A 15499-nucleotide genomic window follows, 5' to 3' on the forward strand; every position below is an offset into this window, starting at 1 on the left:
GTGTCAGCGCTGTGGCGGATCAACCTCTGGGTCTGCGGATTTTTCGCCCTGGTCACCTTTGCGTGCATGGGCTTGCTGGTGCACCAGGCGCTGGCGGACGTGGAGCGTGAGCTGCAATCCGCCGAGGCGGTGGTCGAATACTTGAGCGAAACCGCCGAGCGTGATCCCGTCAGCCTGCAGCCACGGCTGACGCAAAGTCTGCGTCACGTGCGGGTGCGCTGGCTCGAACCGGACCAGGTGGCACAATCGCCGACGCAGGATGGGCTCGACGCCTGGCTCGGGCGATTGCTGTTTGCCGAGGCCCGGCACCACGCGCGAATACTAAATTTGCAGGATGGTCGACGCGTGCAGATCGCGATCGACCCGCGGGATGAAATCGATGAAGTCTGGGATTCTCTCCAACAATTGCTGAGCCTGTGTGGCCTGGCGTTGTTGTTGAGCCTGTTGACCATCCGCTGGGCCGTGCGCCTGGGCATGGGCCTGCTCGACGAGTTGCTGCGCGCGTTGCGACAGGTCTCTGGCGGCCAGCTCAAGGTGCGATTGCGTGCGCAAGGGCTGCCGGAAGCGCGGCAACTGGCGGTGCATTTCAACCGCATGACCGAAGCGCTGGAGCAAGCGCGTGCCGACAACACGCAACTGACCCAGACCTTGCTGGCGGTGCAGGAGCAGGAACGCACTCATCTGGCGCAGACCCTGCACGACGATCTCGGCCAATACCTCGCGGGGATTCGGGCTCAGGCCTGTCTGTTGCGATTGGTCGCCGATCAACCTGACACCGTGGAGCGCACGGTGCGTGAGCTGGAACACAACTGCGAACACCTTCAACAAGGTTTCAGAGCGTTGGTTCATGACCTCTACCCGGTCGTGTTGCAACACCTGCCACTGGCCGAAGCCCTCGGATTGCTGGTGGAACAATGGCAGGCTCGACAAGGAATCGATTGCCGTTTACGGGTCAGCGCGCACTTGCCGTCGTTGTCCGCGCCAGACAAGGCCCATCTCTACCGCCTGTTGCAGGAAGCCTTGACCAACGTCGCCCGCCACGCCGGTGCCAGCGAGGTGCGGGTGCGCCTGCACCATCGCAGCGGGCAGTTGCGTTTGCTGATTCGTGACAACGGTTGCGGTGCACACCAGCCACCGCGGCCGGGTGTCGGTTTGTATTCGATGTTCGAGCGTGCCCGCAGTCTGGGCGGCGAGCTACGCATCATCAGTCACCCTGGCGCCGGTTGGGCGCTGGCCTTGAGCATGCCTTTGGAGGCGTCATGAATATTCTGCTGGTGGATGACCATGCGGTGGTCCGTCAGGGCTACGCGACGTTGTTGCGCGCGTTGCTGCCGGCGATGGAAGTGCGTGAAGCAGCGACGGGTGAAGACGCGCTGATCAGGGTTCAGGAAGCGGTACCGAATCTGGTGATCATGGATTTCGGCCTGCCGGGGATCAGCGGGCTGGAAACCACACGCCGCCTGCGACAGCGTCTGCCGCAACTGCGCGTGCTGTTTTTCAGCATGCACGACGAACTGCCGTTGGTACGTCAGGCACTGGACGCGGGCGCCTCGGGCTACCTGACCAAAAGCTCGGCGCCGGATGTGTTGATCGAGGCGGTGCGGCGCATCCTCGCCGGCCACGCCTACATCGAACAACCGCTGGCCACACAACTGGTCTGTCACCCGCAACGGGACGCCAGCGATCCGCGTTTGCAGAGCATGACCCAACGTGAACTGGAGATTTTCGTGATGCTCGCCAAAGGCACCCCGGCCCGGTTGATTGCCGAGCAGCTGAGCATCAGCAGCAAGACCGTCTCCAATCACCTGACGTTGCTCAAGAGCAAATTGCAGGTCAGCTCCCACGCCGAGCTGGTGCATCTGGGGATCGATATGGGAGTCGTGCGCAAGGCGGGGTAATCGAATAATTCACACATTCCCCCTGTAGGAGCCGGCTTGCTGGCGATAGCGGTGTGTCAGTCAGAATAAATGTTGACTGACACACCGCTATCGCCAGCAAGCCGGCTCCTACAGGGGGAGGTGTTATTTATCCCACGTCGTCGGGCAACCGATGCAGCCCTCCATATTCGCATCCTGAAAATTCGCATAATGCTGGCGCGAGCCATTGAGGTTCGCCTGCTCCAGGTTGCTTTCGCCAAACTTGGCTTCCTGCAGATTGGCATCGCTGAGATCCGCGCCTTTGAGATCGGCCTTGCTCAACCAGGTCATTTCCAGATCCGCCGCCCGCAGATTGGCGTTGTGCAGTTTGGCCCCGGAGAGACGGGCAAACTGCAGGTAGGCGGCGCTGAGGTTGGCGTCCTGGAATTGCGCGCCCTGGGCAAACAGGCCCCAGCCTTGAATCGCCATCAGCGTTGCACCGCTGAAATCCGCCAGGCGCAGGTTGCTTTGTTGCAGACTGGCCCGTGTCAGGTTAGCGCCTTGCAGCCGGGCTTTTTCCAGATTGGCGAGGTCGAGGCGGGCGTGACGCAAATCGGCATTGCGCAGGTCGGCGCCGCTGAGGTTCATGTTGCGCAGGTCCTGATTGCGCAGGTTGGCGCCATTCAGATTGGCGCCGGGGCACTGGCTGTGCTCGGCGAGGGTGCAGCCGTTGATGATCAGTGGGGCGTCGTCGCCGTCATCGGCATAGGCCGGGAGCGCGCTTAGTAATAGCAACAGGGGCAGGTATTTCATGGCGGAAGTCTCATCGTGTGGGAGGGGGCTATCGCCAGCAAGCCGGCTCCTGCAGATCGCGTGAATCTGTAGGCGCCGGCTTGCTGGCGATGGGGCAATCAGCGTTTCGCGGTCTGGTTATCCCAGCTCGGAATCTTGAACACCCAGAACGACCCGCCCTGAGCCACCGGTTTGGTCAGCTCGGCCATGTCGCCACCCCACAGCGGCACCGCGCCGCCATACCCGACGGTTACGCCGATGTACTGCTCGCCGTCCTGTTCCCAGGTGATCGGCGGCGAGACGATGCCGCTGCCGGTCTGGAACTTCCACAGTTCCTTGCCGGTTTTTGCGTCGAAGGCCTTGAAGAAACCGTCGCCGGTACCGGTGAATACCAGGTTGCCTTTGGTCGCCAGCACGCCGGCCCACAGCGGCAGCGTCTCCTTGTGCTCCCAGACCACTTTACCCGTGGTCGGGTTCATCGCGCGCAAGGTGCCGACGTGATCGTCGTACATACGCTTGATGCGGAAACCCATGCCCAGATAAGCCGAGCCTTTTTTGTAGTTGACCTCTTCGGTCCAGTATTCCTCTTTCCACTGGTTGCCTGGAATGTAGAACAGCCCGGTGTCCTGACTGTAGGCCATCGGGTTCCAGTTCTTGCCGCCAAGGAACGGCGGCGAAACTTCAACCGGTTTGCCTTTGGTTTCGCCCGGCAGTGGTTTCGCCGGGCGCTGGCCTTCATTTTCGACCGGCCGCCCGGTCTTCAGGTCGATGTGGCTGGCCCAGGTGATGTTGTCGACGAAGGGGAAGGCGTTCTGCAATTTGCCGTTGTTGCGGTCGACCACGTAGAAGAAACCGTTGCGGTCCGCGTGGCCGGTGGCCTTGACCGTTTTGCCGTCCTTGTCCTTGTAGTCGAACAGCACCAGCTCGTTGTTGCCGGAGAAATCCCAGGCATCGTTCGGCGTGTGCTGGTAGAACCATTTCACCTCGCCGGTGCTCGGGTCGACGCCGACCTGGCCCGAGGTGTAGAGGCTGTCGTAATCGTGCGGGTTACCATCCTTGGCGGTGCGTGCCCAGGTGTTCCACGGGCCAGGGTTGCCGGCGCCGACGATGATGGTGTTGGTTTCCGGATCGAAACTGGCGCTCTGCCAAGGGGCGCCGCCACCGTGACTCCAGGCTTCGACCTTGCCGGTTTCAGTGGTCGGATCGTTTGGCCAGGACGGGGCCTTGACATCGCCGGTCGGGGTGCTGTCCTTGCCGTTCAACCGGCCCATGTGGCCTTCGACGAAAGGCCGCATCCACACTTCTTCGCCGGTGTCCGGGTCGCGGGCAAACAGCTGCCCGACCACGCCGAATTCATCGCCAGAGCTGCCATGGATCAACAGCACCTTGCCGCTGGTCTTGTCCTTGATCAGCACCGGGGCACCGGTCATGGTGTAGCCGGCAGCGTGGTCGCCGAACTTCTTGTTCCACACCACTTTGCCGGTGTTCTTGTCCAGCGCGACCAGTCGCGCGTCGAGGGTGCCGAAGTAGATTTTGTCGCCATAAATTGCCGCCCCACGGTTGACCACATCGCAGCACGGACGAATGTTGTCCGGCAGGCGATGGTTGTAGGTCCACAGGCGTTTGCCGGTCTTGGCGTCGAGGGCAAATACCCGTGAATACGAACCGGTGACGTACACCACGCCGTCACTGACGATGGCCTGGGATTCCTGGCCGCGCTGCTTCTCATCGCCGAACGAATAGGACCAGGCGGGCGTCAGTTTGAACACGTTCTTGTCGTTGACCTGGGCCAACGGGCTCCAGCGCTGGGCGTTGGTGCCCATGCCATATTGCAGAACGTCCTTGGTGGTCAGGTGATCGTTGGCAATGTCTTCCCAGCTCACGTTGTGCGCCTTCGAGGCAGGTTCGGTCGCGGCTTGGCCGGCAGCGCTCAGAGACAGGCTGCTCACCAGCAAAAAGGCTTGCACGGCGAGGGTCAGAGGGGAAAGGGCGGGTAGCGATCTTATTGTCATGGTTGCAGTTCCCAGTGGAGGTTTTGGCCTGCTCAGGGTGGTGCGTCCGATGGGGTGGCGAATACGGAAAAAGTCCCGCTGTTGCCGGGAAGATTTCCCAGGCGGCATCTGATTTAGGTGTGCGCCACAAGCCCTACTACCAAGGTACTGGGTGGCGGCCACCAAAGCAGCATGGGGCTTGCGCGAAACCCTTCCTAAGATGGTTGCCATAGCCTCTGCCAAGAGGTTTTGCGTGCAATCCTGAGGGCATAACAATGACAACAAAACGCAACGCCTTGCTCGTTGCCGGACTGCTGGCCGGCTTTATCAGTGCAGGTTCGGTCTGGGCCCACGGCAATGTGGTCCCACAAGCCGTCGAAACCAAGGGACTGACCCCGATCAAGGACGCCGGCGTACAGGTTGATGCCGATGGCTGGGCAGCGGTAAACCCTTACCGTACGACAGCCGAGCACGACAAAGCCGTGGAAATCGGCTCGTCGGCCTACAACCAGAACTGCGCGGCCTGTCATGGCCTGGAAGCCAAATCCGGCGGCATCGCGCCTGATTTGCGCATGCTCGATGTCGGCGAGGCCGGTGATGAATGGTTCGTCGAACGGGTCCGCAACGGCGCCGTGCGGGACGGCCGGGTGTACATGCCGAAGATGGCCGATTACCTGAGTCAGGAAGCCCTGTGGGCGGTGCGCACTTACCTGGACAGCGTCCGCGTCGAGGAGTAATGCATGCGCCTGCTCACGGTGTTGATCAGCGCTGTGCTGCTGTGCTGCCAGGCGGTGCAGGCGCAGGTCCGTACCTATGACGAAATGATCGCTGCCGGGGAGCTGAAGGTAGCGGTCTACAAAGACTTTGCCCCCTACAGCTTCGAAGACGCCGGCCAGCCCCGTGGCGTCGATGTCGAACTGGCCGAGGCCTTTGCCAAAGCCCTTGGCGTTCAGTTGAAACTGATCTGGGCGCCCGCCGGCGAGAAGCTCGACGACGACTTGCGCGACTACATCTGGCGCGCCAGCCAGTTGCACGACCTGCAACTGGCCGACCTGATGATGCGCGTGCCCTATGACCAGGATTACGCGCGCAAGCGCAACGAACTGGGCGAACTGGAAAACGGCCATGTGGTGATGTTCGGTCCGTACCAGAACGAGCAATGGCAAGTCGCTTATGACCGCCGTCGGCTGGAGTCGGTGGGCAGTGTCGCGGTGTTCGAGCACCACCCGATTGGCGTCGAGGTCGACAGCGTGCCGTCGTTCTACCTGACCTCGGTATTCAACGGCATGCTCGCCGGCAAAACCCGCCATTATCCCGGCGTGCCCCAGGCGTTCGCGGCCATGAAGGCCGGTGAAGTCGACGCGGTCATGGCGATGCGCGGCGAGATCGACTGGCAGGTTCACGAGGCGGCGGACCCGCAGCTTGCGCTGGCTGAAAACGCCTATCCGAACATGGGCAAGCAACTCTGGGAGATCGGCATGGCGGTGCACGAAAGCAATCGTCAATTGGCCTATGCCGTGGAAGAGGCGCTGGAAACCTTGATCCGCGAGGGCTCGGTGAAAGCCATCTATGCCCGTTACGGCCTGCGGTATGACGTGCCAGAGATGTATCAACAATGAACTGGAGCGTGCGTTGTCTGTTGGCCTGTTGGCTACCCTTGGCCGCGCACGCGGCAGCCATCGAACCGGGCAAAGACCCGGTGCCGTCGGTCATGTGGGCCTTCTATCACAAGCAGATGCTTGGCGATGCGCCGTTCGTGTTCGACGAGCGGGTCAAGCTGCTGGCGCCGCCGTTCGCGGAAGACGCCCGGCAAGTGCCGCTGGAAATCGACGCCCGGGCGTTCAAGGGCGAGGTGGTAAAAATCCTCGCTTGGGCCGAGCTCAATCCTTTGCCGAAGATTGTCGATTTCCAGCCGCTGGAGCGGGTGTTGCCCTGGCTGTCGATCCGCATTCGTGTCGAACAAGCCACGCCGCTGCGCGCAGCGGTCCTGACTCGCGATGGCCTGTGGCATGTCGGCTCGACCCTGATCGATGCGGCGGGCGGTGGTTGTACGGCGCCGAGTGTGGTGCGCACCCAGCCGGGCTGGGAAGAACACATCGGCGAGGTGCTCGGCGGACGTTATCCCCGTGGCGAATTCAGCCGCTTGCGCTTGCAAGTGGCGCATCCGATGGATAACGGCATGGTCGGCGGCATCCCGGAGTTTTTCATCAACCATGCCGAGCTGCGCGATCACAACGATCAGTTACTGGCCCGCCTCGAACTGTTTCCCGCTGTCAGCGAAAACCCCAACCTGGCGTTCGACATCGAAGGGGCAGGGCAGACGCGCTTGTTGCTGCGCGACAACAGCGGCAACCAGTTTGATGCGGCCATTCCCTGACTCAAAGGAGCGCGTGATGCACTGGATGCTGCTGTTGTTCATGAGCCTGAGCCTTCCTGCGCTGGCCGATCTCGACTATTCACTCAAGCCCCGGCAGATCGCTGCAGACACCTGGCTACTGGAAGGCAGCACCGATAATTTCGCCAAGGGCAACGGTGGCAACATCGTCAACACCGCATTCATCGTGACTGAGCGCGGTGTGGTGGTGATTGATACCGGGCCGTCGAAGCGTTACGGCGAAGCGATGCGCAAAGCCATCGCCGCGACCACCGACAAACCGGTGATCCAGGTGTTGCTGACACACCATCACCCGGACCATGTGCTGGGTAATCAAGCCTTCAGTGACGTGCCGATCGGCGCGTTGGCAGGCACGACTGAGTTGCTTGGGCAACAGGGCGATGCCATGGCCGAGAACATGTACCGACTGGTGGGTGACTGGATGCGTGGCACCGAAGTGGTGTTGCCGACCGAGACGCTGACATCGGGCGTGCGAACTTTTGGGAATCACGATCTGCGCCTGCTGAGCCTGGGTGGGCACACTGGCGCTGATCTGGCTATTCTCGACCAGAAAACCGGCGTGCTGTTTGCCGGGGATCTGGTGTTTTACCAACGGGCGCTGACCACGCCCAACAGTCCGGGGTTGTCGGTGTGGCTGGCGGACATTGCGACGCTGCAAGGCTTGCCGTGGACAATGATTGTGCCCGGCCATGGACCGCTGGCCACGGACACAAAACCCTTCGAGCAAATGCGCGACTACCTTGGCTGGCTCGATCAGCTGATGCGTGACGGCGCGGCCAATGGCAGCGAAATGGGCGAGATGATCCGCAGCCCCATACCTGAACGGTTCGCGGCGATCAGCCTGAGCCGCTATGAACTGATCCGCAGCGTCAGTCATCTCTACCCGCGCTACGAACGCACACAAATGAAGCGCGTTGACTCAAACCTGTAGGAGCCGGCTTGCTGGCGATCCAGACGCTGCGGTCTGTCTGATGCACCGCGCCGTCCCGATCGCCAGCAAGCCGGCTCCTACGGATCTCGAGATCGGGATAACGCAAAACCTGTAGGCGCCGGCTTGCTGGTGATCCAGACGCCGCGATCTGTCAGACACACCGCGTCGCATGAATCGCCAGCAAGCCGGCTCCTACAGGTTTGTGTTGATCACGCATTCGGTGTTTATCTCCTCCGACCCGCTACTAAGGAACTAGCAATCTCAGCACTGCGGGCAATTGTTGGAAGGGCGGCGGCGCCCAAGAATCTGCACCAGACCGGGAAAATTTCCCGGGTATAACAAAAACCGCAGAGGCAGCCGTCATGACCCAACCCGCACGTCGCCAACCCTTCGTCTTGAGCCTGTTGCTCAGTGCCATGCTGTTGTCCGGCACGGCATTGGCCGCCGTCACCGACCAGGACATTCTCCAGGACCCCAAGAACCCGGAGCAGATCGTCACCAACGGTCTGGGCGTCCAGGGTCAGCGCTACAGCCCGCTCGACACCCTCAACGTCAACAACGTGAAGGACTTGCGGCCGGTCTGGGCGTTCTCCTTCGGCGGCGAAAAACAACGCGGTCAGCAAGCGCAGCCGATGATCAAGGACGGCGTGATGTACATGACCGGCTCCTACTCGCGGGTGTTTGCGGTGGACGCGCGCACCGGCAAGAAGCTCTGGCAATACGATGCGCGCCTGCCCGATGACATCCGCCCGTGCTGCGACGTGATCAACCGGGGCGTGGCGCTGTACGGCGACCTGGTGTTCTTCGGCACCCTCGACGCCAAACTCGTGGCCCTGAACAAAGACACCGGCAAAGTCGTCTGGAGCAAGAAAGTCGCCGACCACAAGGAAGGCTATTCGATCAGCGCCGCCCCCCTGGTGATCAACGGCAAACTGATTACCGGCGTGGCCGGTGGCGAGTTCGGGGTGGTCGGCAAGATCGAAGCCTACGACCCGAAAAACGGCGACCTGCTGTGGAGTCGTCCAACCGTCGAAGGCCACATGGGCTACGTCTACAAGAACGGCAAGGCGGTGGAGAACGGCATTTCCGGTGGCGAAGCGGGCAAGACCTGGCCAGGCGATCTCTGGAAAACCGGCGGCGCGGCGCCCTGGCTTGGCGGTTACTACGACCCGGAAACCAATCTGCTGCTGTTCGGTACCGGCAACCCGGCGCCATGGAACTCGCACCTGCGTCCTGGCGACAACCTTTATTCATCGTCGCGTCTGGCGCTGAACCCGGACGACGGCACGATCAAATGGCACTTCCAGAGCACGCCTCACGACGGTTGGGACTATGACGGCGTGAACGAGCTGGTCTCGTTCAACTACACCGAAGGCGGTAAAGAAATCAAAGCAGCGGCAACCGCCGACCGTAACGGTTTCTTCTATGTGCTGGACCGCACCAACGGCAAGTTCATCCGTGGCTTCCCGTTCGTGGACAAGATCACTTGGGCCACCGGCCTCGATAAAGAGGGGCGGCCGATCTACAACGAAGCCAGCCGTCCCGGCGCACCGGGCACGGAAGCCAAAGGCAGTTCGGTGTTTGTCGCCCCGGCGTTTCTCGGCGCGAAAAACTGGATGCCGATGGCCTACAACAAGGACACCGGGCTGTTCTACGTGCCGTCCAACGAATGGGGCATGGACATCTGGAACGAGGGCATCGCCTACAAGAAAGGCGCGGCGTTCCTCGGTGCCGGTTTCACCATCAAGCCGTTGAACGAAGACTACATCGGCGTGTTGCGCGCCATCGACCCGAAAACCGGCAAGGAAGTCTGGCGCCACAAGAACTTCGCGCCGCTGTGGGGCGGGGTGCTGACCACCAAGGGTAACCTAGTGTTCACCGGTACGCCGGAAGGTTTCCTGCAGGCGTTCAACGCCAAGACCGGCGAGAAGGTCTGGGAGTTCCAGACCGGCTCCGGCGTGCTGGGTTCGCCCGTGACCTGGGAAATGGACGGCGAACAGTACGTCTCGGTCCTGTCCGGTTGGGGTGGCGCCGTGCCGCTGTGGGGCGGCGAAGTGGCCAAGCGCGTCAAGGACTTCAACCAGGGCGGCATGCTCTGGACCTTCAAATTGCCGAAAGACCTCGTAGCCAAGCACTAACGTTGAGTCAAGCGCATAACCCCTGTGGGAGCGGGCTTGCTCGCGAAAGCGGCTTCACATTCAACACATTGGTTGACTGCCGTACCGCCTTCGCGAGCAAGCCCGCACACATTGGGATTTGTGTGAAACCTACGACCAAATAACGAGAACCCCCCTGCCAACGGCGCATTCGTTCGGCACGCGGGGCTCTCTACTATCGGTTCATCGCCTGTTTGCCCGACAGGCATCGACCCAGACAGAGGCTCACCATGATCTACGCACAACCCGGAACACCAGGCGCCGTCGTCACGTTCAAGGCGCGCTACGGCAACTTCATCGGCGGCGAGTTCGTCGCGCCGGTCAATGGCGAATACTTCACTAACACCTCGCCGGTCACCGGTGAAGTGATCGCCGAGTTCCCGCGCTCCAGCGCCGCCGACATCGACAAGGCCCTCGACGCCGCTCACGCCGCAGCCGATGCCTGGGGCAAGACCTCGGCGCAGGACCGCTCGCGGGTGCTGCTGAAAATCGCCGACCGCATTGAGGAGAATCTGGAAATCCTCGCCGTCACCGAAACCTGGGACAACGGCAAGGCCGTGCGTGAAACCCTGAACGCCGACGTGCCGCTGGCTGCCGATCACTTCCGTTATTTCGCCGGGTGCATCCGCGCGCAGGAAGGCGGCGCTGCCGAGATCAACGAGCTGACCACCGCCTACCATTTCCACGAACCATTGGGCGTAGTCGGGCAGATCATCCCGTGGAACTTCCCGCTGCTGATGGCCGCGTGGAAACTCGCCCCGGCCCTGGCTGCCGGTAACTGCATCGTGCTCAAGCCTGCGGAGCAGACGCCGTTGTCGATCATGATCTTCGCCGAACTGATCGCCGATCTGCTGCCGGCCGGTGTGTTGAACATCGTGCAAGGTTTCGGTCGCGAAGCCGGTGAAGCACTGGCCACCAGCAAGCGCATCGCCAAGATTGCCTTCACCGGTTCCACCCCGATTGGTGCGCACATCATGAAATGCGCGGCCGAGAACATTATTCCGAGCACCGTTGAACTGGGCGGCAAGTCGCCGAACATTTTCTTCGAAGACATCATGAACGCCGAGCCGCAGTTCATCGAGAAAGCCGCCGAAGGCCTGGTGCTGGCGTTCTTCAACCAGGGCGAAGTCTGCACCTGTCCGTCCCGCGCCCTGGTGCAGGAATCGATCTACGACGACTTCATGAAAGTGGTGATGCAGAAGATCGTCAAGATCAAGCGCGGCAACCCGCTGGACACCGAAACCATGGTCGGCGCCCAGGCGTCCGAGCAGCAATACGACAAGATCCTCTCGTACTTGAAAATTGCCCAGGAGGAGGGCGCCGAGCTGCTCACCGGCGGGGCGGCCGAACGCCTGGAGGGTGACCTGTCGACGGGTTACTACATCCAGCCGACCCTGCTCAAGGGCCACAACAAGATGCGCGTGTTCCAGGAAGAAATCTTCGGCCCGGTGGTGGGCATCACCACATTCAAGGACGAAGCCGAAGCCCTGGCGATTGCCAACGACAGCGAATTCGGCCTCGGCGCCGGCCTGTGGACCCGCGACATCAACCGTGCGTACCGCATGGGCCGGGCGATCAAGGCCGGGCGTGTCTGGACCAACTGCTACCACCTGTACCCGGCGCACGCTGCGTTCGGCGGCTACAAGAAATCCGGTGTCGGTCGTGAAAACCACAAGATGATGCTCGACCACTATCAGCAGACCAAAAACCTGCTGGTGAGCTACGACATCAATCCGCTCGGGTTCTTCTAACTTCCGCCAACACACCGTATCCCCCTGTGGGAGCGGGCTTGCTCGCGAATGCGGTGTGTCAGTCGACTTGTACGCTGACTGACACACTGCTTTCGCGCGCAAGCCCGCTCCCACATTGGTTTTGTGCATCTGCCAACCCCCTACCAACGCACCCCACAACCTCCTTCCAAAGTAGCATTCGGGCGCCTGCCGCCCCGTGCATTAATGGCTTTACCGGAATCGTCCGGCACAAGAAGAGGATTGACCCATGTGGACTAAACCCGCGTTTACCGATCTGCGCATTGGCTTCGAAGTAACGATGTATTTCGCCAACCGCTGATCGTGCACCCGGCCAGCCGCTGCGTTGGCCGGGCCTGCCTTCTGGAGCATTGCCCATGCACATTCGCGTTCTCGGTTCCGCCGCTGGCGGTGGTTTTCCGCAATGGAACTGCAATTGCCGCCAGTGCGCCGGTCTGCGCAGCGGCAGTCTGCGGGCGCAACGGCGTACGCAGTCTTCCATTGCCCTGAGCGACAACGGTGTGGACTGGGTGCTGTGCAATGCGTCCCCGGACATCCGCGCGCAACTCGAGAGTTTCGCGCCGCTGCAACCGGCCCGCCGCTTGCGCGACACGGCGATTGCCGGCGTGGTCCTGATGGACAGCCAGATCGACCATTGCACCGGCCTGTTGAGCCTGCGCGAAGGTTGCCCGCATTCAGTGTGGTGCACCGAGCGGGTTCATGAAGACCTGAGTAGCGGTTTCCCGTTGTTCACCATGCTCAAGCACTGGAACGGCGGTTTGCAGTGGCAACCCGTGGGGCTGGACCGCAAGCCGTTCACTATCGCGGCGTGCAGGCATTTGCAGTTTCGGGCGATTCCGTTGGTCAGCAACGCGCCGCCTTATTCGCCCAATCGTGGCAATCCACAGCCGGGCGACACCATTGGCCTGTTCATCGAAGACCTGCGCACTGGCGCGTCGCTGTTCTATGCGCCGGGCCTGGGCCAGATCGACGATGAGGTGTCGAGCTGGATGCAACGCGCCGACTGTTTGTTGCTGGACGGCACGTTGTGGCGCGATGACGAGATGCGTGTGTGTGAAGTCGGCCAGAGCCTGGGCAGTGAAATGGGCCACCTGCCGCAAAGCGGACCGGGCGGCATGCTTGAAGTGCTTGAGGGTTTCAGCCGCCAGCGCAAGGTGCTGATCCACATCAACAACACCAATCCGATCCTCGATGAAGACTCGGCTGAGCGGGCGTTGCTGGAGCGACGCGGGATCGAAGTGGCCTATGACGGCATGAGTATTGAGTTGTAGCCGTTGGCGCCATCGCTGGCAAGCCAGCTCCCACAAGGTTCTGCGGAGTACACAAAACCTGTGGGAGCTGGCTTGCCAGCGATGAGGCCAGATCAGACACAGCAGCTTTCCCGGAGCCCCGCAATGACCGACACGCCCATGACCCCCACCGAATTCGAGCAGGCCTTGCGTGCAAAAGGCGCCTATTACCACATCCACCACCCCTTCCACCAAGCCATGTACGCCGGTCGCGCCACTCGCGAGCAGATCCAGGGCTGGGTCGCCAACCGCTTCTACTACCAGATCAACATTCCGCTCAAGGATGCCGCGATTCTGGCCAACTGCCCGGACCGCGACGTGCGCCGCGAATGGCTGCAACGGATTCTCGACCACGACGGTGTGCCTGGCAGCGAAGGTGGAATCGAAGCCTGGCTGCGCCTCGGTGAAGCAGTGGGTCTGGACCGTGAACGGATCCTGTCCCAGGAGCTGGTATTGCCTGGCGTACGCTTCGCCGTGGACGCTTACGTCAATTTCGCCCGTCGCGCCTGCTGGCAGGAAGCGGCCAGCAGTTCGCTGACCGAGCTGTTCGCACCGCAGATCCACCAATCACGGCTCGACGCCTGGCCAACGCATTACCCGTGGATCGACGTCGCCGGCTACGACTATTTCCGCACGCGCCTGAGTCAGGCGCGGCGTGATGTCGAGCACGGTTTGCGCATCACCCTGGCACATTACGTCACCGTCGAAGGCCAACAGCGGATGCTGGAAATCCTCCAGTTCAAGCTCGACGTACTGTGGAGCATGCTCGACGCCATGAGCATGGCCTACGAGCTGGAACGCCCGCCGTATCACACGGTGACAACCGAGCACGTCTGGCACCGGGGGATCGCGCTGTGAGCCTGATCAAACGGGAGCAATCACCCACGTTGCGCCAGGGTTTTCGCTTGCAGTGGGAGCCGCGTCAGGACTGTCATGTGCTGCTGTACCCCGAAGGCATGATCAAACTCAACGCCAGTGCCGGGCAGATTCTCGATCTGCTGGACGGTCAGCGCAGTGTGGCGGTGATCATCGATTTACTCTCGGCGAGTTTTCCCGGTGTGCCGGGGATCGACGAGGATGTGCTGGCATTTCTGGAGGTGGCCCATGCTCAATTCTGGATCGAATGAGTCGCGTCCGGGGCCACCGCTGTGGCTGTTGGCGGAGCTGACGTATCGGTGTCCGCTGCAATGCCCCTATTGTTCCAACCCGCTGGATTTCGCTCAACAAGGCGCGGAATTGAGTACCGAAGAATGGATTCGCGTGTTCCGTGAGGCGCGGGAAATGGGCGCTGCGCAACTGGGTTTTTCCGGTGGCGAGCCGTTGGTGCGCCAGGACCTGGCGCAATTGATCAAAGCCGCACGGGACATGGGTTACTACACCAACCTGATCACCTCGGGTATCGGCCTGACCGAACAGAAGGTCCGTGATTTCAAGGTCGCCGGGCTCGACCACATCCAGATCAGCTTCCAGGCTGCCGACGAAGCGGTCAACAACATGCTCGCCGGCTCGCGCAAGGCGTTCGCGCAGAAGCTCGCCATGGCCCGCGCGGTGAAAGCCCAGGGTTATCCGATGGTGCTGAATTTCGTCACCCATCGGCACAATATCGATCACATCGACCGGATCATCGACTTGTGCCTTGAACTGGAGGCGGATTTCGTCGAACTGGCCACCTGTCAGTTCTATGGTTGGGCCGAGCTCAACCGCGTGGGCCTGCTGCCGACCCGCGAACAATTGCAGCGCGCCGAGCGCATCACCAATGAGTATCGCCAACGGCTCGAGGCGCAGGGCCATCCGTGCAAGCTGATCTTCGTCACCCCGGATTATTACGAAGAGCGCCCCAAGACCTGCATGAACGGCTGGGCCAATCTGTTCCTCGACATCACCCCGGACGGTACGGCGTTGCCCTGTCATAGCGCCCGGCAATTGCCGGTGACGTTTCCCAACGTGCGTGAGCACAGCATCGAGCACATCTGGACCGATTCCTTCGGTTTCAACCACTTTCGCGGCGACGACTGGATGAAGGAGCCGTGCCGCTCCTGCGATGAAAAGCACAAGGACCTCGGCGGCTGTCGCTGCCAGGCGTTCATGCTGACCGGTGATGCCGCCAATGCCGACCCGGTGTGCAGCAAGTCGCCGCACCACGGTGTGATTCTCAAGGCACGCGAGGAAGCCGATGCGCCGGGGCAGGGGATGGAACAATTGACCTTGCGTAACGAGAAGGCATCGCGGCTGATCTATCGCGGATAAATCAATCAACACAAATCCCCTGTGGGAGCGGGCTTGCTCGCGAAGGCGGCATTGCATTCAACATTGATGTCGA

15 protein-coding genes are annotated in these 15499 nt (G+C 61.5%); 13 read left to right on the plus strand and 2 right to left on the minus strand.

The window, feature by feature from the left end:
- Both FBY04_RS13430 and FBY04_RS13435 read left to right on the plus strand, forming a co-directional pair.
- Positions 1-1263, plus strand: a complete 1263-nt coding sequence (locus FBY04_RS13430) for a histidine kinase (protein WP_145315503.1) — start codon at positions 1-3, stop codon at positions 1261-1263.
- Positions 1260-1898 (plus strand): response regulator transcription factor, encoded by a 639-nt coding sequence (locus tag FBY04_RS13435; RefSeq protein ID WP_084320904.1) that lies wholly within the window; start codon positions 1260-1262, stop codon positions 1896-1898. Before FBY04_RS13430 ends, FBY04_RS13435 begins: the two co-directional genes overlap by 4 nt.
- Before the next feature lie 123 nt (positions 1899-2021).
- Here the strand turns inward: FBY04_RS13435 and FBY04_RS13440 are convergent, their stop codons facing one another.
- Positions 2022-2669 carry a pentapeptide repeat-containing protein gene (locus FBY04_RS13440; protein WP_145315504.1) on the minus strand — a complete coding sequence of 216 codons (648 nt, stop codon included), beginning with the start codon at positions 2667-2669 and terminating at the stop codon, positions 2022-2024.
- 98 nt (positions 2670-2767) lie between these two features.
- Complete coding sequence (exaA, locus tag FBY04_RS13445) at positions 2768-4660, minus strand: quinoprotein ethanol dehydrogenase (RefSeq protein ID WP_145315505.1); 1893 nt, start codon at positions 4658-4660, stop codon at positions 2768-2770.
- A gap of 254 nt (positions 4661-4914) precedes the next feature.
- Between exaA and pedF the strand changes: the two genes are divergently transcribed.
- The 11 genes from pedF to pqqE all read left to right on the plus strand — a co-directional run bounded on the left by pedF (position 4915) and on the right by pqqE (position 15426).
- Positions 4915-5376: a cytochrome c-550 PedF gene (gene pedF, locus FBY04_RS13450; RefSeq protein WP_084320901.1), complete on the plus strand. Its 462-nt coding sequence runs from the start codon at positions 4915-4917 to the stop codon at positions 5374-5376.
- Between the two features lie 3 nt (positions 5377-5379).
- Complete coding sequence (locus FBY04_RS13455) at positions 5380-6258, plus strand: ABC transporter substrate-binding protein (RefSeq protein ID WP_145315506.1); 879 nt, start codon at positions 5380-5382, stop codon at positions 6256-6258.
- Positions 6255-7016 (plus strand): quinoprotein dehydrogenase-associated SoxYZ-like carrier, encoded by a 762-nt coding sequence (locus tag FBY04_RS13460; protein ID WP_145315507.1) that lies wholly within the window; start codon positions 6255-6257, stop codon positions 7014-7016. Before FBY04_RS13455 ends, FBY04_RS13460 begins: the two co-directional genes overlap by 4 nt.
- Positions 7017-7032: 16 nt before the next feature.
- Positions 7033-7965, plus strand: a complete 933-nt coding sequence (locus FBY04_RS13465) for a quinoprotein relay system zinc metallohydrolase 1 (protein ID WP_145315508.1) — start codon at positions 7033-7035, stop codon at positions 7963-7965.
- A 362-nt stretch (positions 7966-8327) separates the two neighbouring features.
- On the plus strand, positions 8328-10103 hold the full coding sequence (locus FBY04_RS13470; protein ID WP_084320897.1) for a PQQ-dependent methanol/ethanol family dehydrogenase: 1776 nt from the start codon (positions 8328-8330) through the stop codon (positions 10101-10103).
- Between the two features lie 248 nt (positions 10104-10351).
- Positions 10352-11872 (plus strand): aldehyde dehydrogenase family protein, encoded by a 1521-nt coding sequence (locus FBY04_RS13475; protein WP_084320896.1) that lies wholly within the window; start codon positions 10352-10354, stop codon positions 11870-11872.
- A 247-nt stretch (positions 11873-12119) separates the two neighbouring features.
- Positions 12120-12191, plus strand: coding sequence for a pyrroloquinoline quinone precursor peptide PqqA (pqqA, locus tag FBY04_RS13480; RefSeq protein WP_003253598.1), 72 nt, complete (start codon positions 12120-12122; stop codon positions 12189-12191).
- Positions 12192-12246: 55 nt separating this feature from the next.
- Positions 12247-13161: a pyrroloquinoline quinone biosynthesis protein PqqB gene (gene pqqB, locus FBY04_RS13485; protein ID WP_084320895.1), complete on the plus strand. Its 915-nt coding sequence runs from the start codon at positions 12247-12249 to the stop codon at positions 13159-13161.
- A 123-nt stretch (positions 13162-13284) separates the two neighbouring features.
- On the plus strand, positions 13285-14037 hold the full coding sequence (gene pqqC, locus FBY04_RS13490; RefSeq protein ID WP_084320894.1) for a pyrroloquinoline-quinone synthase PqqC: 753 nt from the start codon (positions 13285-13287) through the stop codon (positions 14035-14037).
- A complete protein-coding gene (pqqD, locus tag FBY04_RS13495; RefSeq protein ID WP_084320893.1) occupies positions 14034-14306 on the plus strand; it encodes a pyrroloquinoline quinone biosynthesis peptide chaperone PqqD in 273 nt (90 codons plus the stop codon). Before pqqC ends, pqqD begins: the two co-directional genes overlap by 4 nt.
- Positions 14284-15426, plus strand: a complete 1143-nt coding sequence (gene pqqE, locus FBY04_RS13500; RefSeq protein ID WP_145315509.1) for a pyrroloquinoline quinone biosynthesis protein PqqE — start codon at positions 14284-14286, stop codon at positions 15424-15426. Before pqqD ends, pqqE begins: the two co-directional genes overlap by 23 nt.
- Positions 15427-15499 lie beyond the last annotated feature (73 nt).

The organism is Pseudomonas sp. SJZ080 (genome assembly GCF_007828295.1).
GTDB lineage: Bacteria > Pseudomonadota > Gammaproteobacteria > Pseudomonadales > Pseudomonadaceae > Aquipseudomonas > Aquipseudomonas migulae_A.

Bases quoted from the DNA above. Each gene is read 5' to 3' on its own strand.
- FBY04_RS13435 (WP_084320904.1), top strand. From the start codon at position 1,260: ATGAATATTCTGCTGGTGGATGACCATGCGGTGGTCCGTCAGGGCTAC.
- FBY04_RS13440 (WP_145315504.1), bottom strand. From the start codon at position 2,669: ATGAAATACCTGCCCCTGTTGCTATTACTAAGCGCGCTCCCGGCCTAT.
- exaA (WP_145315505.1), bottom strand. From the start codon at position 4,660: ATGACAATAAGATCGCTACCCGCCCTTTCCCCTCTGACCCTCGCCGTG.
- pedF (WP_084320901.1), top strand. From the start codon at position 4,915: ATGACAACAAAACGCAACGCCTTGCTCGTTGCCGGACTGCTGGCCGGC.
- FBY04_RS13455 (WP_145315506.1), top strand. From the start codon at position 5,380: ATGCGCCTGCTCACGGTGTTGATCAGCGCTGTGCTGCTGTGCTGCCAG.
- FBY04_RS13460 (WP_145315507.1), top strand. From the start codon at position 6,255: ATGAACTGGAGCGTGCGTTGTCTGTTGGCCTGTTGGCTACCCTTGGCC.
- FBY04_RS13465 (WP_145315508.1), top strand. From the start codon at position 7,033: ATGCACTGGATGCTGCTGTTGTTCATGAGCCTGAGCCTTCCTGCGCTG.
- FBY04_RS13470 (WP_084320897.1), top strand. From the start codon at position 8,328: ATGACCCAACCCGCACGTCGCCAACCCTTCGTCTTGAGCCTGTTGCTC.
- FBY04_RS13475 (WP_084320896.1), top strand. From the start codon at position 10,352: ATGATCTACGCACAACCCGGAACACCAGGCGCCGTCGTCACGTTCAAG.
- pqqB (WP_084320895.1), top strand. From the start codon at position 12,247: ATGCACATTCGCGTTCTCGGTTCCGCCGCTGGCGGTGGTTTTCCGCAA.
- pqqC (WP_084320894.1), top strand. From the start codon at position 13,285: ATGACCGACACGCCCATGACCCCCACCGAATTCGAGCAGGCCTTGCGT.
- pqqE (WP_145315509.1), top strand. From the start codon at position 14,284: ATGCTCAATTCTGGATCGAATGAGTCGCGTCCGGGGCCACCGCTGTGG.